Consider the following 21,348-nt stretch of genomic DNA (forward strand, 5'->3'; position numbering starts at 1 on the left):
ACGGCACGTACCCCAGGCATGCCTGCCGCCGACATTGCGCCCGTGCCCCCTGTCGATGCGGTCGCCTCAACCGGGACACTCGATCGTCCCGAGGCCAATCGGCGGCAGGTGACGGTGCTTTTCGCCGATGTCTCCAGTTTTACCGCCCTTGCGGAGCGCCTCGACCCGGAGGACGTCCGGGCCTTCCAGAACGCCCTGTTCGAAACGCTGGCGAATGTGGTGGCGCACTATCAGGGTTTCGTGGAGAAGTTCGTCGGCGACGCCGTGCTGGCAGTGTTCGGAGCGCCCCTGGCCCATGAGGACGACCCGGAGCGGGCTCTCGACGCAGCACTGGACATGACCGTCGAGGCAGTCCGCCTCGATGCGTGCTGGGCGGGGCGCCTCGGCCAGCCGGTGAGCCTCCATATCGGCGTCCACACCGGTCTGGTCGTGGCCGGGCATCTCGGCCAGGCCGCCGGCGCGACCTATGCGGTGACCGGCGACACCGTCAATACGACGGCCCGCCTGCTGGCGGCGGCCTCGGGGGCCATCCTGGTCTCCGAAGCGACCCAAGCGCTGACCCGGCATCGTTTCGGCTTCGAGCCCGTGCCCGACCTGACCTTGCGCGGCAAGGCGGCCCCCGTGGCAGCCTATCGATTGACCGGGCGCCTGGCCATGCCGGCGTCCGGACGAGGGCTGGCCGTGCATGGGCTGGAAAGCCGGATGGTCGGCCGCGAGGCGGAACTGGCACGGCTCGTCGCGCTCTTCGAGCGGGTGCAGGCCGGATCGGCCCAGGTCGTCACTCTGGTTGGGGAAGCCGGCTCGGGCAAATCGCGGCTGATTGCCGAATTCCTTGCCACGCTCGAAGCGCAGGGAAAGCTTGCCGGCGGCGCTGTCCGCCGTGCCGCCTGCTCGTCCCTGGGCGAGCCCGCCTATGGCGTCTTCGCTGCCCTGTTCCGCGAAGCCTATCAGGTGCATCGTGACGACACGCTCGAAGTGGCGAGCCGGAAACTGGCCGCGGGCCTCGTCGCGCTCGGTGCCCAGGCCGACATGACGGAGGCCTTCGCACCGGTCCTGAACTACATGCTGGGCGTGGAGGGCGAGCCGCCGGGCGACCTTGCGCCGGAACAGCTGAAACGCCAGATTGCGCTAGCCGCACGGATGCTGATCGACCGGCGCCTCGATCAGGGGCATTTGCTCATCGTCGTCGAAGACCTCCATTGGGCTGACACGGCCTCGGTGGATCTCCTGTGCGACGTGGCCGACCATCTTGCCGATCGGCGCCTGATGATCGTGCTGTCGCATCGCCCCGGCAGGCCGCCCTTGCACCTCGCCCGGGCCCTGCAGTCGAGCCTTCACCTCGACCCGCTCTCGGCGGATGAGACGCGGGCCTTCGTCGGCGCACTTTTCGGTGAGGCCGATGGCGGTGCGCTCGAGGATATCCGGACCTTCGTCGCCCGGCGGGCGGGTGGCAACCCTCTCTTCGTGGAGGAGATCGTTCGAAGCCTCGTGGCCAGGGGTGTCCTCAAAAGGGAAGGCGATCGCTGGATCCGCGCAGCTCCGTTCGACGCCGAGGAGGTGCCGCCAACCCTGCAGGGGCTGCTGCTCTCACGCGTCGACGGCCTGGCCGTCGAGGAGCGGCGCGTGCTGTACGCCGCCGCCGTGCTCGGCATGGTGTTCGAGCAGACCCTTCTCGGCGATGTCGCCGCGGAACCGGCTGCCGTCGGCGCCGTGCTCCGGCGCCTCGCCGAAGCTGGTCTTGTCTGCCGGGTCGAGGGCGAGGGCGGGAGCCATCGCTTCACCCATGCGCTTATCCACGAAGCCGCCTATCACAATCTGCTCCTCTCCCGCCGGACGGAACTGCATGAACGGGCGGGCCTCGCGCTCGAACGTGCCGTGGGCAGCCAGCCCGAGCGATTGGGCGATCTCGAAGCGCTGGGGCATCACTGGAGCCTGAGTTTCGACAGGGTCAAGGGGGCGCGCTATCTCATGGCGGCCGGCGATCGGGCCCGTGCGGTCTACGCCAATGAAGACGCCATCCGGCACTATGAGCGGGCCCTGCGTACGCTGGCCGATTGCCGGGACTGCGAGAATGACATCCTGGCCACGCGGGAACGGCTGGCGGATCTCCTGGCATTGGCGGAGCGGCGAACCGAGGCGGCGGATCACTACGAGGCAGTGCGCCAGGCGCTCGAGGCCGCAGGCGATCGGGTGGGAGCAGCCCGGCTCCAGCGCAAGATCGGCGGCCTGCATTGGGAGGCGGGTGACCGAGAAGGTGCCAGGGCCTGTTTCATGCAGGGCCTCGCTTTGCTCGGCGACGAAGGCTATTTGCCAGAGCGCGCGCAACTGTTCCAGGAGGTCGGGCGGCTCACCTTCCGTGCGGGCGACAATGAGGGAGCGATTGGCTGGGCGGAACGGGCGCTGGCCGAGGCGGATCGGAATGCCGGCGTCGATCCCGAACCGGACCGCATGCGTGAACTGGCGGCGATACGCGTCCAGGCCTACAATACGATGGGCGTGGCACTGGCACGGACCGGCCGGCCGGCGGTCGCCGTGGAGCAGATCGAGCGCAGCGTCCGGCTGGCCGAGGATCACCATCTGCTGCAGTCGGCTTGCCGCGGCTACACCAATCTCGGCGTGCTCTACAGCACCTTCGATCCCGAGCGCAGCATCGCGACCTGCCTGCGCGGATTGGAAACCGCCAAGAAGGTGGGAGATCTCGGTTTCCAATCCCGCATCTATGCCAATCTCGCCGTCGCCTATTGTGCCCTGACGGATCGGTGCGAGGCGGAAGGCGTCAAGGCGGCGCAAATGGCGGTCGATCTCGACCGTCGGCTGGGTCTGCTCGACCATCTGGCGGCGCCGCTGATCATTCTCGGCCAGATCTATCAGTGCCGGGGCGAGCACGCGCTTGCCTTCGCATCCTATGAGGAGGCCTTGCGCCTGGCCGAGCAGATGGGTGAGCCGCAATTCCTGTTTCCCTGCTATGACGGTCTGGGCACGCTCCATCTGGATGCTGGGAACCAGGACCAAGCCGCGCTATACTTGGCCAAGTCGGAAGAGGTCTGTCAGCGTGCCGGCCTCGAACCGGATGCCCTGATGGTTCTGCCGTTTCTGTGCTAGCTCGATTGCGTGTCGTCGCCGCGTTTCTGCCGAAAGCCGGCATCTCATTTTTCAACGCGATATTTTGGCTTGAGCGCTCAGTGACTTGATCGAGACACCCTGAATCCGAAGTGCCTCGAAGCGAAGGGCAAAAAGCCGAAAACCGTTTCAAGACAACGCGTTCCGCCTCGAGATGAAAGGGGTTTTGCATGAACATGCAGCCGATACAGGTGCCGGTTGCCCCGGGCGAACCTGCGCCGGATTTCTCGCTGCCCGCCCTCGACGGATCGGGGACCGTGTCGCTGGCCGACTATCGCGGCAAGAGCTCGCTGTTCCTTGCCTTGTTCGTCGGACTCTGGTGTCCATTCTGCCGCAGGTCGATCGCGCAGATGGCGGCTGCGGGCCCTCAATTGCAGGCATTGGGGGTCGAGACGCTTGGCATCGTTGCAACCGAGCTTGAAAATGCACGTCTCTATTTCAAGTTTCGCCCGAGCCGTCTGCGCATCGCCACCGATCCGGGGCTCTCGACGCATCGGGCCTATGGCGTCCCCAAGCCGGTGCCGACACCCGACCTGATGGCGGCCCTGGCGGAGCTCCGAGTCAATCCTACCGGCGATCTGCCCGAACCTTTGCCTGTGCGGCAGGCTGCCGATGCACTGGCCAAGCTCGACGGCTATGTCGAGAACCCGACCGACCATGCCGACATGGAGCGGCAATGGCCTCAGCTGAAGGCCCAGTTTCTCATCGACAGCGACGGGCTGGTGCGCTGGACCCATATAGAATGCAGCGAGGGACTGGCGGGGCTGGGGAAATTCCCGTCCACCCAGGAGATCGTCGCGGCGGCCGAGACCTTGCTCGGGCAGGGGGCCGGCCGGCTGCACTGACGGGCCGGGGAGAAGCCTCGCTTTGGCGCGCCTCCGGCGCCGGCATTCATTCCCGGCCCGCCAGGTGGGGGCCGGTGTTGGTGTCCACCACCGCCGGCTTCGAGCTGTCGATCGCTCCGTCCCAGCCGCCGCCCAGCGCCTTGGCCAGGGCGACATAATATTTGGTGATCGCCACCTGGCTCTGGATTTGCGAATCCTGTGCCGAGTAGAGCGAGCGGTCGGCCGTGAGCACGTCGAGGAAGCTCTGCGAGCCGACCTGGTAGAGCGTGTGGGAGAGCTTTGCCGCCTGCTGGTAGCCTTTCACCGCCTGGCCGAGTTGCTGGGCGTTTCGGCGCTGGGTCGCGAGGTTGACGAGCGCATCCTCGACGTCCTGCAGAGCGGTGAGCACGGTGGAACGCAGGGCGATGAAATACTGGTCGCGCTGGGCCTGCGCGACCTCGACCGCCGCGCGCAACTGGCCGCCCTGGAAGATCGGCACGGTCAGGGTGGGGCCGAACGACCAGCTGATCGAGGAATTCTTGGCAAGGTCGCCGATCTTGGTGCCGGAGGTCGAGAGCGAGCCCGTCAAACTGACACTGGGGTAGAGAGCGGCCTCGGCCTGGCCGACCTTGGCCGTATATTGGGCGAGCTGGCGCTCGGCGGCGCGGATGTCGGGCCGAGCCGAGAGGATGTCGGCCGGTATGCCGGTTGGCAGGGGGCGTCCCGGCATGGGGATGGGCCTGGCCCGCTTGAGGCGTTCCGCCAGCGCCGACGGCTCACGGCCGAGCAGGATGCTGAGCTGATGCACATCCTGCGCGAAGGATTGTTCGTAGAGGGGGATGTCGGCGGCGGTCGAAGCCGCCTCCGCCTCGGCATTGGCCGCATCGACTGCCGAGGCGGAGCCGGCCTGGAGCTTGGTGCGGGTCAGCGCGACGGTCTCGCGCCGGGAGGCGACGGTGCGCCGCGCCAGCGCGATACGGGCCTGGTAGCCGCGCGCATCGACATAGGCGGTCGCGACATCGCCGACGAGCGTGACCAGCGTGGCCCGCAGATCGGCTTCCGCCGCGTCGACGCCGTAGCTCGCTGCCTCGACATTGCGATGGTTGGCACCGAACAAATCGAGTTCCCAGCTGGCGTCGAGACCCGCACTGAAGGCGTTGGAGGTACTCGTCCTGCCCGCGCCGCTTGTGGAAGTCCCGCCAACCCGGCTGCGTGACGCATCGCCCGAGCCGCTGAGCGAGGGATAGAGACCGCCGATCGCTTCGCGTCGGCTGGCCCGAGCTTCGCGGATCTTGGCCTTGGCGGTAGCCACGTCGAGATTGTCGGCGATCGCCTCCTGGATCAGTCCGTCGAGGACAGGGTCATTGAGGCGTCGCCACCATTGCGAGAGCTCGGGTTTGCGCCGCTGCTGGCTCGCGTCGGCGCCGCTCCAGCGTGACGGCGTGGCCAGGCTGGGGGTCTTGTAGTCGGGGCCGACCACAGCACAGCCGGAGAGCATGACAGTGGCAGTAAGAAGTGCCGCGACCTGCAGGAGCGACCGGAGAGGCCGTTTGGGCTCGCTCCGCGATGCCATGGAGGACTGACCCGCAGGCGACATATCCGACGCCGATCGACTAAGGGACTGCATTCACATCGCTCCTGCGGCTGAATTGGAGTCGAGACTTTCCTGTGTCTGCGAGGGGCGGCGCGAGAAGAGGCGCCGAACCACGACGAACAGGAGCGGTATGAAGAAGATGCCGAGCACCGTGGCGGCAAGCATGCCGCCCATCACGCCGATGCCGATCGAATTCTGGCTGCCGGAGCCGGCACCCGAGGCCACCGCCAGAGGCGTCACGCCCAGGATGAAGGCGAGGGACGTCATCAGGATGGGGCGCAGTCGCTGGCGAGATGCGTCGAGCGTCGCTTCGATCAGGCTCTTGCCGGCCTGTTGCTGCTCCATCGCGAATTCGACGATCAGGATGGCGTTCTTGGCCGCGAGGCCGATCGTGGTCAGCAGACCGACCTTGAAATAGACGTCGTTGGACTGGCCGAACACCGTGGCCGCCAGGACGGCGCCGAAGATGCCGAGCGGCACGGAGAGCAGCACGGCAAAGGGGATCGACCAGCTCTCATAGAGAGCGGCGAGGGCAAGAAACACCACCAGCGCGGAGATGAGGTAGAGCTGCGTCGCCTGGCTGCCCGACAGGCGTTCCTGCGCGGACAGGCCGGTCCATTGGTGACGATAGCCCGGCGGCAATTGCGCCACCATGGCATCGATCGCGTTCATGGCGTCACCCGAGCTGACGCCGGGGGCGGCCGCTCCCTGGATCTCGACGGCCGAAGCGCCGTTATAGCGTTCCAGGCGCGGTGAACCGTAGCTCCATTTGCCGCTGGCAAAGGCCGAGAAGGGCACCATCGCGCTGTCGGTGTTGCGGACGAACCAGCGGCCGAGATCCTCCGGCTGCATGCGAAAATCCGCGGCTGACTGCATGTAGACCTTCTTGACCCGGCCGCGATCGATGAAGTCGTTGACATAGGTGCCGCCCCAGGCGGTGGACAGCGTGGCGGTGATGTCGGACAGGCTGAGGTCGAGAGCGCTGGCCTTCTCCTGGTCGATGGCAACCGAATATTGCGGCGTGTCCTCCTGCCCGTTGGGGCGGGTGCCGACCATGAGGGGGCTCTTGGCCGCCATGCCGAGCAATTGGTCGCGTGTCTGCATGAGCTTGTCGTGCCCGGCGCCGTTGAGATCCTGGAGGTAGAAGTCGAAGCCGCTGGTATTGCCGAAGCCGGTGACGGCCGGTGGCGTAAGGGCGAAGACATTGCCGTCGCGGATCTGCGAGAAGGCCTTCATGGCGCGACCGACGATCGCCTGCGCCTTGCCATTGGGATCTGTCCGCTCGCTGAAATCCTTCAGCGGAATGAAGGCGAGGCCGACATTCTGACCCGAACCACCGAAGCCGAAACCGACCACGGAAAAGACGCCTTCGACATAGGCCTTCTCGTCCTTCAGATAGTGGTTGGTAACCTCAGCCAGCACCTTTTCAGTGCGGTCCTGCGTAGCGCCCGGCGGCAGCGTCACGCTGGTGATCACCACGCCGGTGTCCTCCTCCGGCAGGAAGGAGCTGGGCAGGCGATCGAGCAGGAAGAGCATGCCGCCGGCGATGGCGACAAAGACCAAGAGGAAGCGCCAGGGCCGGGCGAGAACGCCGCCAACGCCTTTGCGATAGGCCTGCGCGCTGCGGTCGAAGCCTCGGTTGAAAAGACCGAAGAAGCCCTTCTGGGTAGCGTGGTTCTTGGGAGGCCTGAGGATGGTGGCGCAGAGCGCCGGGGTGAAAACGAGAGCCACCAGTACCGAGAGCACCATGGCCGAGACGATGGTCACCGAGAACTGGCGATAGATCACACCCACCGAACCCGAATAGAAGGCCATCGGCACGAAGACGGCCGAGAGCACCGTGGCGACGCCGATCAGGGCGCCCGTGATCTCGTCCATCGAGCGCAACGTCGCCTCGCGTGGCCCCAGGCCTTCCTCCTGCATGACGCGCTCGACATTCTCGACCACGACGATGGCGTCGTCGACGAGAAGGCCGATGGCGAGCACCATGGCGAACATCGTCAGCGTGTTGATGGAATAGCCGAACAAGGCGAGGATGCCGAAGGTACCGAGCAGCACGATCGGGACCGCAAGCGTCGGGATGAGGGTGGCCCGGATGTTCTGCAGGAACAGCAGCATCACCAGAAAGACCAGGACGATGGCTTCCGCCAGCGTCTTGACCACGTCCTCGATCGACAGCAGCACGAAGGGCGTCGTGTCGTAGGGATAGTAGACCTTGAGGCCCTCCGGGAAGGTCTGGGCCAGGCTGTTGATCGTCGTCTTGACCGCATTCGAGGTGCTGATGGCATTCGCGCCCGTCGCCAGGCTGATTGCCAGGCCGGCCGAGGGCTTGCCGCTATATTTGGAGTTGCTGGTATAGCTCTCGGCCCCCAGCTCTACCGTCGCAACGTCGTTCAGGCGGACGATCGAGCCCGAACTTGCGCTCTTGAGGATGATGTTCTCGAACTGCCTGGGGGTCTGCAGCCGGCTCAGGGCCGTTACGGTGACGTTGAGCTGCTGGCCCTTGCGCTGGGGATTGTCGCCGAGTTGGCCGGCGGCGACCTGGGTGTTCTGCGCTTCGATTGCCGAGGAGACGTCGCTCGGCATCAGCGCATATTTGGCGAGCTTGTCCGGATCGAGCCAGATCCGCATGGCATAGCCGGCTCCGAACAGCGTGGTGGTGCCGACCCCCTCCACGCGCGACAGCGTGTCGTTGAGGTTGCTCTTGACGTAATCGGCGACGTCCGTGGCCGTCATCTTGCCGTCGGTGGAGACGAAGGCGACGACCATCAGGAAGCCGGTGGAGGCCTTGGCGACGGTGATGCCGGTGTTCTGCACGGTCTGCGGCAGCTGAGCCTCTACCAGTTGCAGCTTGTTCTGCACCTGCATCTGCGCCACATCGGGATCGGCCGCGCTGGTAAAGGTCACGGTGATCGAGGCGCTGCCCGAGGAGGTCGAGGTCGAGGTGATGTAATCGAGATTGTCGATACCCGTGAGACCCTGCTCGATGACCTTGGTCACCGAGTTCTCGACGGTCTGGGCATCGGCGCCCGAATAGGTGGCGCTGATGGAGACCGAGGGGGGCGCGATCTGCGGATATTGCTCGATCGGCAGGGTGGTAATGGCCAGGATGCCCGCGAGCATCACCGAAATGACGATGACCCAGGCAAAGATCGGACGGTTGATGAAAAAGCGCGACATGTCGATGCAGCCCTATTCGGCCCGGACCGGTGCCGAAGCGACCGGTGGCTTGTCGAGGGCCGAGCTCTGGGAGAGCGGGCGGATATCGCCGGTGGCATCGTCCACGCTCACCTCGGTGGCCGTCACGTCCTGGCCGGCCCGTACCAGCTGGGTGCCTTCGACGATCACCCTGTCGCCGTCCGATACGCCGGCATCGACAAGCCAGTTGTTGCTGACACTGCGCTGAATCGAGAGTACGCGCTGGACGACCTTGCCGTCGCTGCCGACGAAGCTTGCTGTCGCCTCGCCCCTGGTGTTGTGGCTGACGGCCCGCTGCGGCACCAGGAAACTGTCCTGGGCCAGACCGACCTCGAGGATGGCGCGGGCATACATGCCCGGCAGGAGCAGGCGATCGGGATTGGGGAATTCGGCCCTGACAGTGAAGGTGCCGGTGGTGGTACTGACATTGGCCTCCACGAAACGAAGCGTGCCGGAATGCGCGTAGGTCGTGCCGTTTTCCAGCTTGAGCTTGACGGAGATGTCCGGGCCTGCGGTCTTGATCCGGCCCGACTTCACTGCCTCCAGGAAGTTCAGCAGGTTGGTGCTGGATTCCGTCACGTCGACATTGATCGGATCGAGTTGGCGGATCGTCGTCAGCGCGGTCGATTGGCCTGAACTGACCAGCGCACCCTCGGTGATGGTGGAGGCATCGACCCGGCCATTGATCGGCGCTTTCATCGTGGTGTAGTCGAGGTTGATGCGGGCCGTCTCCAAGGCGGCCTTGGCGGCAGCGACATCGGCCTTGGCCTGGGCCAGCGTGGCGCGGGCATCGTCGAGGTCCTGGCTGCTGACGGCGTTCTGCTTGATGAGGTTCTGATAGCGGTCGACCTTGGCCTGGGCGCTGGGAATGGCGGCCTGGTCCTTCTGCAAGGTTGCCTCGGCGCTGTCATAGCTTGCCTGGTAGCTGGCAGGGTCGATTTGATAGAGCGGATCGCCGGCCTTGACCTCGGTACCCTCCTTGAACAGGCGCGTCTTGATGATGCCGGTCACCTGCGGGACGACGTCTGCCGTCAACGACGCGCCGATACGCCCCGGCAGTTCCGCCGTGATGGCGACGGCGCGCGGATGGAGCGTGACCACGCTGACCTGCGGCCGGACGGCGCCGGCGGGCGGCTGGTTCCCCTGCTGCTCCTGGTTGCAGCCAGCGGCCAGGATGCAAATGGACAGGAGGCTGGCTCGACGGAGCATGCGCATGGTGCGGAAGGCACCCGAGGCATGGCGAGGGTATCGGATGAGGGATGAAGTTGCCGACATCAGGATCGGACCCAATCTGTTGTGCTACAAGGCATTGCAGTTAAGCGCTTGCCCGATCGACAGTCTTGCCAATGGGCTCGAAACGGGTAGGCGCAATTTTAGTAAATGTGGTTGAATATAAATTAAAGTATATATGAAATGTACTCCATGTATTGGTATAAATTGTTGAATATATATGCGATAATTTTCTAAAACTATATGGAATGGTGCGTGAAGAGACGATTTTAAGCGCCAAGGCGGTGTGCTTTTGAAGGATCGGCACCAGACTATTCCCGGGCCAGGGCTGTTGCGGGATCGAGGCGGGAGGCGTTGCGTGCCGGCATGTAGCCAAAGACGATGCCGATCAGCATCGAGGACAGGAAGGCAATGATGATCGAGGTGGTGGAGTAGCGCAGGCTGAAGGCCGTGCTGACGATATTGAAGATGGCGCCGAGGCCGAGTGCCAGGCCGATGCCGATCATGCCGCCGATCAGGCAAACCAGCACCGCCTCGATCAGGAACTGTTGCAGGATATCGCTACGGCGGGCTCCGACGGCCATGCGCACGCCGATTTCAGCGATGCGCTCAGATACCGATACCAGCATGATGTTGGTGACGCCGACGCCGCCGACCACCAGCGAGATGCCGGCAATGGCTGCCACCAGCAGCGTCAGGACCTCTGTGGTGCTGGTGATGGTGCGGCGGATGTCGTCCGTGTTGAGAATGAAGAAATCCTTCGCATTGTGCCTGGCGGCGAGGAGGGCGGTGACCGCCTGCTCAGCGCGATCGGTCGGCGCGTCGTCGACGACGCGCACGGTGATGCTGCGCAGGGACGTCGTGCCCAGGAAGCGGGCCTGAACCGTGGTGTAGGGCAGGTAGACCGATGGGTTGGCGCTCGAGCCGAACCCGCCTTGCTGCGGGCGGGTCAGGCCGACGATGCGGCAGGGCACCTGTCCGACCAGGATGATGCGCCCGATCGGGCTGGCCGAGGCTCCGGCGAACAGTGCCTTGCGGGTGTTGTCGTCGATCACCACGTCCTGGGCGATCCGGCGGACGCTATCGGCATCGAAAAAGGCGCCGGCGGCGAGCTGGGTCCCCTTCACGGCGAAATAGTCCTCGCCGACGCCGTTGACCTGCGCGGTGGCCTCGATTGATCCCAGGCGCAGGGTCTTGCTGGTCGAGACCGTGGGGGAGGCGGCGGCAATATAGGGTTGGCCGGCGAGCGCCTGGGCATCGGCGAGCACGAGGGTGGTGATCTTGCCTGAGCGGACGTCGCCGAAGTCCTTGCCGGGAAACACTTCCAATGTGTTGGTGCCGAGGCTGTTGATGTCGGCCAGGACCTTTTGTTGCGTGCCCGCCCCGAGCGCGACGACGCCGATGACGGAAGCCACACCGATGACGATGCCGAGCATGGTCAGGATCGTCCGCAGGCGATGGGCATTCATCGACCGCAAGGCCATCCGGAAGGCCTCCCGAAACTGGTCGATCCGTACCCGCCACGGCGATGCGGGCGCCTGCGCCCTTTCGCCGAAGCCGATATCGGCCCCCGTCGGTTCGGCTTGCTGCGCCCGCCGATTGGGCCTGTCGGAGATCACGGCGCCGTCGCGAAGTTCGATGATGCGTTCCGCGCGCCGGGCGACTGCCATGTCATGCGTGACGATAACGATGGTCTGGCCGCTGGCGTGGAGCTCGTCCAGGATGCGCAGCACTTCCGTGCCGCTGGCGCTATCGAGGGCACCGGTCGGCTCGTCGGCGAAGATTACACCGGCACCGTTCATCAGGGCCCGAGCGATCGAGACACGCTGTTGCTGACCGCCGGAGAGCTGGGTGGGGCGGTGGTCGAGGCGATCGGCCATGCCGAGGCGGTCCAGCAGCGCTTGCGCTCGCGTCTGTCGTCTCGACGGCGGCAGGCCGGTATAGATCGCCGGCATCTCGACATTGCCGATGGCCGTCATTTCGGCCAGCAGGTGGTAGCGCTGGAAGATGAAGCCGAAATGTTCGCGCCTGAGCGCTGCAAGCTCGTCCGCCGAGAGCGAGCCCGTATCGCGCCCGGCGACGCAGTAGCTGCCACCGGTCGGCCGGTCGAGGCAGCCGAGAATGTTGAGGAGCGTCGACTTGCCGGAGCCGGAAGTACCGACAATGGCAACCATCTCGCCGGCCTCGATCGACAGGTCGATATCGTCCAGTGCGACGACCGATCCCTCACCGGAGGGATAGTCGCGGCGCACGCCTTCAAGGAGGATCAGGGGCGAGGCCATGGTCACATGCCTCCCGGCGGAGGCCCCGCCATCGTCTTGGTCGGCGCGGCTTCCGTCTCGCCGATCACCACGCGCTCGCCGGGCTGCAGACCGTCCCAGATCTCGGCATTGATCTTGTTGTCGAGCCCGACCTTCACGGGCCGGCTTGCAACGGCGCCATCCGCCTGGATGACCCGTACCTTGAAGGCACCGTCCGCCTCGGGCCCGCTGAGGGCCGCTGCCGGGACGGTAAGGACGTTTCGGGCCTCTCGAAGGAGGATGTGCACTTCGGCCGTCATATAGGTTCGAAGATGTCCGTCGGCATTGGGTACGTCGAAGACGCCATTGTAGTAGATCGCCTCCGATGAGGTGGAGGAGGAGGACGAACTGCTCGTCGAAGCGCTGTCGGTCGAAAAGCTGCTGTCGGTCTTGACCGATTCCGGCGCGGGCTCGATGGAGCGCAGGCTGGCATGCAGGCGCCGTTCCGGCTCACCCAGAATGGTGAAGTAGACCTGCTGGCCCGGCCTGACCTTGACGACATCGGCCTCGGAGATTTGCGCCCGGATCGTCATGGTGTCGAGATCGCCGAGCACCACGAGCGTCGGGGCCGACTGGGTGGCATTGACCGTCTGGCCTTCCTGCACGCTGACCGCGAGCACGGTGGCATCGATGGGTGCCGTGATCCTCGTATAGCCGAGATTGACCTTGGCGGTGGACACCGAGACCTCGGCTTCGACGATCTGGGCGTCGAGCTGGGCAATCTGGGCCTGTGTCGCCTTCACGTCCGCCTCGGCGGAGTCATAGTCGGCGCGCGAAGAGGCATTCTGGGCGAAGGTCAGCTTCTGCCTGGCAAGCGTGGCTTGGTTCCTGGCCAGGTTCGCCACCTTCTCGTCGCGCTGAGCGCGGACATTGTCGAGCGTGGCCTGGGCGGAACGCAGGTCGTTCTCCTTGGTCAAGGCGTCGATCTCGGCAATGAGATCGCCGGCCCGGACCTTCTGGCCGACGGCGACCTTGAGGGCGGTGATCCGGCCGGAGACCTGGGCACCGACGGCGATGAGCTTGACCGGTTTGAGCGTGCCGGTTGCCACGACGCTTTCTTCGATGTTGCCGAGCATGGCGGGTGCGGTGATCAGGTTGGCGGCAGGGACGGGCGACAATTGCGTCTTGGCGAGCCAGCCGAGCAGCACGGTTGCGGCTGATATCAGCACCAACCGCAAGATCCGGCGCTGCCAGTGCCCGCGGCGCGGCGCAGAAGGACTTGGCGATCGGGCATGTGGCGTCGCGGTGCCAGGCCGGGTGGCGTCGGAACCATGCTCATGCTCGCCCGGAAGGGCCTCGCGCAGGGTTGCGGTGCTCTTAGTCCTGGGCATGACCATGGCTTTCACGTGAAGACATGGCCCTGGCCGCCAGACGCTTCGCGTGACAATTGCCATACGGTCTGGGACGCTGGGCTGCTCGTGCAGATGAAGTCATCTGGAAAAAAGTGGCTCCTGCCGAGGCGACGCCGACGTCATGCCGCCTTCTGATCGAATGACAGGATAGTCCCTGCCTCGCCGGGCTGGGATTAAGTCATGTTACGAATTGTTGCCTCGTCCGGAAGTGGAGCGTGATTTGTGCAACAAAAAATTATAATCGGGGCGGTGCCTCTCGGGCATCGCGCCGCTAAGATGTTGCCATGGCAGCCGAACAGACCCTCTTTCCTTCCGCTTCTCACACCACGCCGATGGCGAGGCCGCATATTCTCTGCGTCGAGGACGACGTCGAGATTGCGCGCCTGCTCGCAGACGTGCTGGAGGAGAACGGTTTTGCCGCCTCCTGCGTCGGTTCCGCGGCGGAGATGGACAGGGTGCTCGAGCGCGGCGGCGTCGAACTCGTGGTGCTCGATTTGATGTTGCCGGGCGAGGATGGCCTCAGCGTCTGCCGGCGGCTGCGGGCCGTATCCGCCATCCCGATCATCATGGTCACGGCGCGCAGCGACCAGATCGACCGTATCGTCGGCCTGGAGATCGGTGCCGACGACTATGTCTCCAAGCCCTTCAATTCGCGTGAGTTGGTCGCCCGCATCCGGGCTCTCCTGCGCCGGGCGGCGGCCACTGCGCAAACAGGGCCTTCGCGCGAACGCGGCCTGTGCTTTGCCGGCTGGCGTATCGATCCAACGGCCCGGGAACTCTATGATCCGGCGGGCGTGCGCATCTCGTTGACCAGCGTCGAGTTCGACCTGCTTCTCGCCTTCTGCCGCCATCCCGGCCAGGTCCTGTCGCGCGAGCATCTTCTCGAACTCGTCCATGGCGGCTCGGTCGGGCCGATCGAGCGCAGCATCGACGTGCATATCAGCCGCATCCGCCAGAAGATCGAGGCGGATCCACGTGATCCCCTGATGATCAAGACCGTCCGGCTGGGCGGCTATGTCTTCACGCCTGCCGTCGGGCCGGACTGATGCGAGCCTGGGAACGTCTGGTCCCGCGCAGCATCACGACGCAGGTCACCGGTCTCGTCGTGGTCTCGGTGCTGCTGGGCACGATCATCAACATCATCCTCGCGCTCCTGCTGTTCAGCGCGCCTCCGCCGGACGATTCTCCGCCGGCGGTGGCCTCGCGCATCGTGCGGGTCACCCAGTTCATCAAGGCAGCGAGGACGCCCGCGGAGGCAGACATCGTCCTTGCTGCCATCCGCAACGCCGGCGTGAAGGTGGAACGGGTCGCCCTGTCGGATCTGGCGTCCGCCCCGGAGGAGGCCCACTGGTCCCTGTGGAGCAGCCCGGTTCCGCGGCACGTCCGGTCGGGAAATGGCGTCGAGGTCCTCGAAGGGCGGCACTACGCGCCCGGACCGTTGCAGCAGATCGTCGTGCGGCTCGACGCGGCCCATGCCCTGGTCTTCGACGCTGCGATCGGTGCTGCGCCGTGGCCCCTGTTCCTGACACCGACGGCTCTGGTTCTCTCGATCGTACTGATCTTTGTGATGCTGCTGTCCGTCTATGCGGTGCGCTCGATCACCGCGCCGTTGGCGGCCGTCGCAGCGGCGGCCCAGTCCTTCGGTCGTTCCCCGCAGGATGTGCAACCCATTCTCGGCGGAGGCCCCCGCGAGATTGTGCAGGTCACCGAAGCCCTCAACGATATGCGTACCCGTATCAAGGCCCTGCTGGACGATCGCACGCGCATGCTGGCCGCCATCAGCCATGATTTGAGGACACCGCTCACCCGGCTCCGGCTCCGCGCCGAGCGAGTGCCGGAAGACAGGCTCCGCGAGGGGATGCTGACCGACCTTGCCAATGTCGAGCACATGCTCAACGAGACGCTGGACTATCTGCGCGAGGATGGCCGGTTCGAGGCGATGTCGCGGATCGACCTGCCGAGCCTGCTGCAGACGATATGTTCCCAGTTCGTCGACGTGGGTCATGCCGTCACCTATCAGGGCCCCGCAAAGCTGACCTGGAGCGCGAGGCCCAGGGAACTGACCCGCGCTATCACCAACATCGTCGAGAATGGCGTCAAGCATGGCGGTGCGGTGACCGTCACGCTCATCGACCGTCAGCCCCAGCCTCAGGCCCAGATCGAGATCGACGACGACGGGCCAGGCATTCCCGCCGATCTGCGCGAGCGGGTGTTCGAGCCTTTTTTTAAGGCTGATGCTGCCCGCACGCAGGACGGCGGGGGCTTCGGGCTGGGATTGTCGATAGCCAGGGATATCGTGCGGCGGCACGGCGGCGACATCGTCCTCGCAGACCGTGTTCCGCATGGCCTCAAGGTCAAGCTCTCCCTGTCCGCCGGCGCACTCGATCATCCGCGCTGAACCGTCCTGCGCTCGCGCAGCGGGCTTCGGGAGCTTCGCATCGCGTGTCTCACAATGAGGACTTCGTGCCCCGCATTACCGTCCTGTATCTTTGGCGACACGTGAACGATCTTCGTTACGCCCGCGCCTTCTTTCGCAGCATCAGGCGCTTTCCGGCTGGCGCAGAGTATGATTTCGTCTTTGCCGCCAAGGGGTATGCCATCGGCGACCGGCTTCCGCACCAGCCCGACCTCGCGGCTTTGCCCTGCGCCTCCGCCAAGGTGATGCACTTTGCCGACGAGCGCACGCCGGTCTCGATCTATCGGGAGGTTTCGGAAAGCTGCGGCACCGAGTTCATCCTGGTTTTCAATTCGTGGAGCCGGGTCCTCGCCGCCAATTGGCTCGCGCATTATGTCGGAGCGTTCGATCGCAATGCCGATTGCGGTTTGGTCGGTGCCACCGGCTCCCATGAAGCGGCCTGGGACCAGCCCTTTCCCAACATGGCGATCCGCAGCAATGCCTTCATGGTCCGGACCGCACTGTTCAACGCATTCGAACTCGGCGATCCCAGGACGGTCCTGGACGATCACCTGTTCGAGGCTGGTCCAAATGGGATGACCAGGCAGGTCATGGCGCGGGGCCTCACGCCTTTCGTCGTCGATCGCTTCGGCGCCGCCTGGCCGCCGGGGCGCTGGATGCAGAGCCAGACATTTCGCGCTGGGGAGCAGGGAGGGCTCCTCGTTGCAGACAATCGAACGAGCCAGTATGCCTGCGGAAGCCCACGCAAGCGGGCTCGTCTGATCATGCGGGCCTGGGGGAACGATGGGGTGGCCAGCAAAGGCTCGTTCGCCAGGCGGACCGCAGCCTGGCTGTGGTGGCATTATCCAAGAGGTCCGCTTGACATAATCGGGGACGGCCTTGCCGCTCTCGACCAGTTGTTGCGCAGAATGACCGGGCGGCCAGCCAACCCTGGGCGCAGAGTGTTCCCCAACTGAACGCCTGCCGGAAAACCGAGCATCGATTACCGGGCAGAAATGGCCGCCTTCCGCAACCATGGAAGGCCGCTCCAGGCATGACTCGGATCGACCTCGCTATTCCGTAATATTTCTTAATATCTTGAATTGTAAGTAAATAATTTTGAATATTTATTATAACAAATATATATCAATATATAGTAATCGTAATTCAATATTATTTATCAATTATCTTTAATAAATATACGATTCTAAAAGTAATTAATTTTATAGGGGCGATTCTTGGAAAGTTAATCCGCGAATTTTGCGAAGGCGGCTCTGCCTGGTGCGCGTACTCATATGCCTGAGCCGGAGTGAATCTCGAGAGGACGTGATATGGCGGAGAGCCTCTATTGGCTGTCAGATGAAGCATGGGGGGCTCTTGAGCCGCATCTTCCGCACGGGGAGGCCGGAAAACCCCGTGTCGACGACCGTAGGGTGATCTCGGGTATACTCCATGTCCTGAGGACGGGCTGTCGATGGTGCGACGTGCCGTCTGTCTATGGCCGGCCGAGCACGATCTACAATCGTTTCCATCGTTGGTCGCAACGGCATGTCTGGCACCGGATTTTCGCCGGGCTGGCCGCGGCGGGGCCCGTGCCGAAGGACCTTTCGGTCGACGGCGAGCATATCAGGGCGCGCCTGTTTGCGCCTGTCTCCAGATGGCGCCGGCAATCGGCGTCCCCCTTTGCCGGAGAGCGCTTGGAATTTCCGGTCGGGTCAAAGGTGGTCGTGAACAAGCCGGATGTCGGCTGAGTCCGGCCGGGATCCGGCATTCGCACCTCAGTCCCCTTCAAACGACCAAATATGCCAACTGCGAGAGACGATGACCGAAAACGGAAAGCGGCGCACTCACATCCTTCTGGCTTGCATGCCGAAGTCCGGATCGACCTTCCTTTCGGACATCATCAGCGAAATCGGAGATTTCAAGCGAGCCGTTCCGCTTCCGGCCGCCGGACGCAGGGAGCAGGAGCTCGACGAATTCTATCTGCAACAGATCGATGATCAGGACTATGTCGCCCAGCTGCACATCCGAAACCATCGCTGGACCGAGGAGATGTGCCAGGACTATGGCATCACCCCCATCGTTTTGGTTCGGAGCCTCTTCGATTGCGTCGTCAGCCTGCGCGATCACATCCGGCGCGAGGGAAATCTGTGGCCGATGATCTGGCTGAGACCGGAACATGCGCATCTGGACGACGCGACCCTGGATCGCATGATCGCTCGCCTCGCCATTCCCTGGTACCTGAACTTCTATGTCAGCTGGCGCAATGCCCCGAACAGATTGCTGATTACCTATGAAGAACTGATCGAGGGGCCTGTCGAGATCACCAAGGAGGTGCTGAACTTCGCGCAGGCCGCCGTCTCCGATGACCAGATCAGGCAGGCAGTTCAAGCCGTACAGGGCAAGGCGGCCAGCCGCCTCAATGTCGGGGTTCGCGGCCGCGGCAATGGTCTCGACCACGAAACGGTGAGGGGCATTCTCGAACTGCTGGATTTCTACCCCGAGTCCGCCGACGATCCCTATTTCCATATGCTCAGGGAGCAGGGGCGCGACATCCTGTCCGGCGATGCGCCGGCACGGCCGAAGAACCTGGCTGGGGACCGGTCATCCCGGGTGCGGATCGCCAGGAAGCGCAAGCAATGGTGGAAGAACGACCATCTTGTCCGCTTTGTGGCACCGGTGCTGCTCGGTATCGCGGCCGTTTCATACAGCCTGATGCCCAATGACCTGATCCCCGATTCCGCCTTCTACGGATATGTCGACGATGCGATCATCATCGCATTGCTCGCTTTCCTGGCAGGCCGGCTGACCAAATATAAACGCGGCGGCAGCTCGCTTGCGCGCCGAAGGCCCGATAGCGCCTCCGTACAGCGAATGCTGCGACGGATCGAATATCAGTAGATCAGCAGTAAAAACTTCGCGTCGACGAGAGATATTCCTGCGGCATAACAACTCGTAACAAATCTTAATCGAAGCGCCAAGTTTCAGTCACCGTCCATGTCCTTAGTGCTGATGTTCCGGTCACCCAAGGCCAGGAATACGGAGCATGGAAAGTCCGCAAGACTTTCGGGGTCCGGCCGGTGCCTTCCGTTGAATCCCGCAACGTTCACACGGGGCGCTGCGCGGCGCCCGGGGTGCTGGGTCGCCTTTCTGTCCATCGGGTGCAGGTAGATAAATGCAATGACTGCGAAAGTAATAGTGGGTGTTCCAGTCTATAATGGCGCGGAGCAGCTGCGAGACTGTCTTGAGTGCCTGATATCTCAGACATTTCGAGATATCGAGATACGCATATACGATAACGCCTCTCAGGACTCCACGCCTGAGATTGCGCAGGAGTTCGCAGCCAGGGATAGCCGCGTCAAATATATCAGGCATCCGACAAATATTCGGGCGATGCCCAATTTCCTCAGTGTCCTGAGAGATTGTGAAGCCGAGTTCGTCATGTGGCGTGCCCATGATGATCTGTGTGCGCCGGACTATATCGAAAGGCTCTACGTTTCTCTTGTGGCTGAGCCGAGCGCAAACGTGGCCGTACCGACCACCCGCACGCAAACCCTCAGCAAGACGGTGCGCATCAGCCGCCCAAAGCCCTTCGTCGGTCAATCAAACCTGATCTCGATCATCCAGCTGATGTTCAATTCGCATGCCGGATGGTTCTACGGCCTGTGGCGCCGGGACCGGTTGCTCGCGGACTTCGAGGAATGCTGGCGCGCATTCGCCCATCCCTGGGCCCTCGATCATTTGATCCTGTTCCCGTCGCTGCTCGAAAAGGCGGTCGTCGTCGTGCCCGAGGCGCTCTTCGTTCAGCGCCTCGTCGTCAAGGGGTATTCGCCTCAGAAGGGGGCCTCTCCTCCGCTTGCATTGATGACCGGGCTTCGCAAGAAATTTTCCGCACAGTGCCGCCTATATATCGAACGATCTCAGTATTCAAAGGTTGAAAAGCTAATCCTTCAGTCAATACTGCCGATCTATGTTGATCGGCGTGTCTACAAGATTCGCAAGGTTATCAAGAGAAAGCTGCTCATGGATCTTGGCGGTGCCAGCTACAATACAGATTTCTGAGTAATATCATGGGCAGGCAATAATGCGTGTACTCGTTACAGGCGGGACGGGGTTTATTGGCAGATGGGCCGCCGCGTCGCTCGCGGCGGCGGGACACGAAGTCTTCGTCGTCTCGCGTAAACTCGCGACCATGCAGGGATGCAAGATCATCGTCGCCGACCTGCTTGATCCTTCGATGGCGGAGGTCGCCCTTGCCGTATCCAAGCCGGAAGTCGTGCTTCACCTGGCCTGGGATGTGGAGCATGGAAAGTTCTGGGATGCGGAGGCAAATCTGCGATGGACGGTGGCGACGATCCAGCTCGTTTCGGCCGCCCACCAGGCGGGGGTGCGGCGCATCGTGTGTGCTGGCACCTGCATGGAATATGACCTGTCGTCAGGCCATGCCTGCAGCGAGGTGGAAACCAACATTCGACCAAGCACGCTCTATGCCGTTTCCAAGGATGCCGCCCGCCGGATCATCGAGGAATTGGCCGCAACGCGCGGCATCGAGTTCGCCTGGGGCAGGCTGTTCTTTCTGTTCGGGCCGAATGAACATCCTAACAGGCTGGTCTCCTCGATCGTCATGAATCTCCTGGCCCGGCGCCCCGTGCTGATGTCGTCGGGCGTGCAGGTCAGGGATTTCACCAATGTGCGCGATGCCGGCGAAGCCCTGGCGCGGCTTGCCGTGTCGAAGGTCAATGGCGCGGTCAACATCGCTTCGGGAGAAGCCTTGCGGATCAAGGAATTGGCCGAAGAGATCCGCGCGGTTGCGGGCGGTGTCGGAGAGCTTTGCTTCGGCGCCCTGCCGGATCGCCCCAACGAACCGCCGGTCATCGTTGCCGATGTGACGAGGCTGCGCAACGAGGTCGGATATCGACCGATGGGGACCATGCGCGACCGGCTGTCGGAGACGATACAATGGTGGCAGGCGCGCCTGGAGGCGTAGCCCGACGCCGTGGTCGATGATGGTGCCCGCGCCAGGGATGTAAGTCACCTTCCACGAGTGGCATGGCGATCCGCCTAGCACGGCAATTGCGTTTGTCTAAAGGGAACGGAATACGCGGAGTGTCAGCCGGGAGGCCGACACTCCAAATCTCTTTCGCGTGGAGATGGCAACTGTAATGCTGGGGCGCGTTACCGTTTGGACCAGGTATAAGCGTTGCCTGCATGTCTTTATGCAATAGTTTCAAGAATACGCATAACATATTGATATATATTTACAATAAGGCTAAATCCTGCGCGCGTTCTCCCGCGCGGGATGGTGGCCGTTCGCCGGTATGGCGGCATCGGCACC

At 63.6% G+C, this 21,348-nt stretch carries 13 protein-coding genes and 1 pseudogene; 9 read left to right on the top strand and 5 right to left on the bottom strand.

The annotated features are described in order from the left end of the window. Positions 1-18: 18 nt before the first annotated feature. Both ACIGJE_RS27730 and ACIGJE_RS27735 read left to right on the top strand, forming a co-directional pair. Positions 19-3,102: an ATP-binding protein gene (locus tag ACIGJE_RS27730; RefSeq protein ID WP_483681186.1), complete on the top strand. Its 3,084-nt coding sequence runs from the start codon at positions 19-21 to the stop codon at positions 3,100-3,102. 188 nt (positions 3,103-3,290) lie between these two features. Continuing rightward, the gene (locus tag ACIGJE_RS27735) at positions 3,291-3,965 is read left to right on the top strand and encodes a redoxin domain-containing protein (protein ID WP_367624571.1); all 675 of its coding nucleotides are present in this window, start codon (positions 3,291-3,293) and stop codon (positions 3,963-3,965) included. Positions 3,966-4,011: 46 nt separating this feature from the next. Here ACIGJE_RS27735 and ACIGJE_RS27740 read toward each other — a convergent pair whose 3' ends face one another. From ACIGJE_RS27740 to ACIGJE_RS27760, 5 genes are all read right to left on the bottom strand, one after another. Further along, a complete protein-coding gene (locus ACIGJE_RS27740; protein ID WP_483680976.1) occupies positions 4,012-5,517 on the bottom strand; it encodes an efflux transporter outer membrane subunit in 1,506 nt (501 codons plus the stop codon). Between the two features lie 54 nt (positions 5,518-5,571). Next, complete coding sequence (locus ACIGJE_RS27745; protein WP_483680978.1) at positions 5,572-8,718, bottom strand: efflux RND transporter permease subunit; 3,147 nt, start codon at positions 8,716-8,718, stop codon at positions 5,572-5,574. Between the two features lie 12 nt (positions 8,719-8,730). Then, entirely contained in the window at positions 8,731-9,951 is a 1,221-nt protein-coding gene (locus ACIGJE_RS27750; protein ID WP_311943524.1) for an efflux RND transporter periplasmic adaptor subunit, read from the bottom strand. A gap of 326 nt (positions 9,952-10,277) precedes the next feature. Continuing rightward, a complete protein-coding gene (locus ACIGJE_RS27755; protein ID WP_483680980.1) occupies positions 10,278-12,248 on the bottom strand; it encodes a MacB family efflux pump subunit in 1,971 nt (656 codons plus the stop codon). A 2-nt stretch (positions 12,249-12,250) separates the two neighbouring features. Further along, positions 12,251-13,597, bottom strand: coding sequence for an efflux RND transporter periplasmic adaptor subunit (locus ACIGJE_RS27760; RefSeq protein ID WP_483680982.1), 1,347 nt, complete (start codon positions 13,595-13,597; stop codon positions 12,251-12,253). 305 nt (positions 13,598-13,902) lie between these two features. Here ACIGJE_RS27760 and ACIGJE_RS27765 point away from each other — a divergent pair, with 305 nt between their 5' ends. The 7 genes and pseudogenes from ACIGJE_RS27765 (at position 13,903) to ACIGJE_RS27795 (ending at position 21,000) form a co-directional block, all read left to right on the top strand. After that, positions 13,903-14,664 carry a response regulator gene (locus ACIGJE_RS27765; RefSeq protein ID WP_415084487.1) on the top strand — a complete coding sequence of 254 codons (762 nt, stop codon included), beginning with the start codon at positions 13,903-13,905 and terminating at the stop codon, positions 14,662-14,664. Continuing rightward, positions 14,664-16,016: an ATP-binding protein gene (locus tag ACIGJE_RS27770; protein ID WP_415084489.1), complete on the top strand. Its 1,353-nt coding sequence runs from the start codon at positions 14,664-14,666 to the stop codon at positions 16,014-16,016. Before ACIGJE_RS27765 ends, ACIGJE_RS27770 begins: the two co-directional genes overlap by 1 nt. A 101-nt stretch (positions 16,017-16,117) precedes the next feature. Beyond that, positions 16,118-16,990 carry a hypothetical protein gene (locus tag ACIGJE_RS27775; RefSeq protein WP_415084491.1) on the top strand — a complete coding sequence of 291 codons (873 nt, stop codon included), beginning with the start codon at positions 16,118-16,120 and terminating at the stop codon, positions 16,988-16,990. 354 nt (positions 16,991-17,344) lie between these two features. Further along, positions 17,345-17,647: pseudogene (locus ACIGJE_RS27780) on the top strand (transposase); the annotation flags it as partial. 187 nt (positions 17,648-17,834) lie between these two features. Then, a complete protein-coding gene (locus ACIGJE_RS27785; RefSeq protein WP_415084493.1) occupies positions 17,835-18,914 on the top strand; it encodes a YkvA family protein in 1,080 nt (359 codons plus the stop codon). A gap of 279 nt (positions 18,915-19,193) precedes the next feature. Beyond that, the gene (locus ACIGJE_RS27790) at positions 19,194-20,075 is read left to right on the top strand and encodes a glycosyltransferase family 2 protein (RefSeq protein WP_415084495.1); all 882 of its coding nucleotides are present in this window, start codon (positions 19,194-19,196) and stop codon (positions 20,073-20,075) included. 22 nt (positions 20,076-20,097) lie between these two features. Further along, positions 20,098-21,000 carry an NAD-dependent epimerase/dehydratase family protein gene (locus tag ACIGJE_RS27795; protein WP_415084497.1) on the top strand — a complete coding sequence of 301 codons (903 nt, stop codon included), beginning with the start codon at positions 20,098-20,100 and terminating at the stop codon, positions 20,998-21,000. Positions 21,001-21,348 lie beyond the last annotated feature (348 nt).

It is taken from the genome of Labrys sp. E2SS-1L (assembly GCF_057073705.1).

Excerpts from the sequence above, each read along its gene's own strand:
- ACIGJE_RS27730 (WP_483681186.1), top strand. The coding sequence starts at position 19 with ATGCCTGCCGCCGACATTGCGCCCGTGCCCCCTGTCGATGCGGTCGCC.
- ACIGJE_RS27735 (WP_367624571.1), top strand. The coding sequence starts at position 3,291 with ATGAACATGCAGCCGATACAGGTGCCGGTTGCCCCGGGCGAACCTGCG.
- ACIGJE_RS27740 (WP_483680976.1), bottom strand. The coding sequence starts at position 5,517 with ATGGCATCGCGGAGCGAGCCCAAACGGCCTCTCCGGTCGCTCCTGCAG.
- ACIGJE_RS27745 (WP_483680978.1), bottom strand. The coding sequence starts at position 8,718 with ATGTCGCGCTTTTTCATCAACCGTCCGATCTTTGCCTGGGTCATCGTC.
- ACIGJE_RS27750 (WP_311943524.1), bottom strand. The coding sequence starts at position 9,951 with ATGCGCATGCTCCGTCGAGCCAGCCTCCTGTCCATTTGCATCCTGGCC.
- ACIGJE_RS27755 (WP_483680980.1), bottom strand. The coding sequence starts at position 12,248 with ATGGCCTCGCCCCTGATCCTCCTTGAAGGCGTGCGCCGCGACTATCCC.
- ACIGJE_RS27760 (WP_483680982.1), bottom strand. The coding sequence starts at position 13,597 with ATGCCCAGGACTAAGAGCACCGCAACCCTGCGCGAGGCCCTTCCGGGC.
- ACIGJE_RS27765 (WP_415084487.1), top strand. The coding sequence starts at position 13,903 with ATGGCAGCCGAACAGACCCTCTTTCCTTCCGCTTCTCACACCACGCCG.
- ACIGJE_RS27770 (WP_415084489.1), top strand. The coding sequence starts at position 14,664 with ATGCGAGCCTGGGAACGTCTGGTCCCGCGCAGCATCACGACGCAGGTC.
- ACIGJE_RS27785 (WP_415084493.1), top strand. The coding sequence starts at position 17,835 with ATGACCGAAAACGGAAAGCGGCGCACTCACATCCTTCTGGCTTGCATG.
- ACIGJE_RS27790 (WP_415084495.1), top strand. The coding sequence starts at position 19,194 with ATGACTGCGAAAGTAATAGTGGGTGTTCCAGTCTATAATGGCGCGGAG.
- ACIGJE_RS27795 (WP_415084497.1), top strand. The coding sequence starts at position 20,098 with ATGCGTGTACTCGTTACAGGCGGGACGGGGTTTATTGGCAGATGGGCC.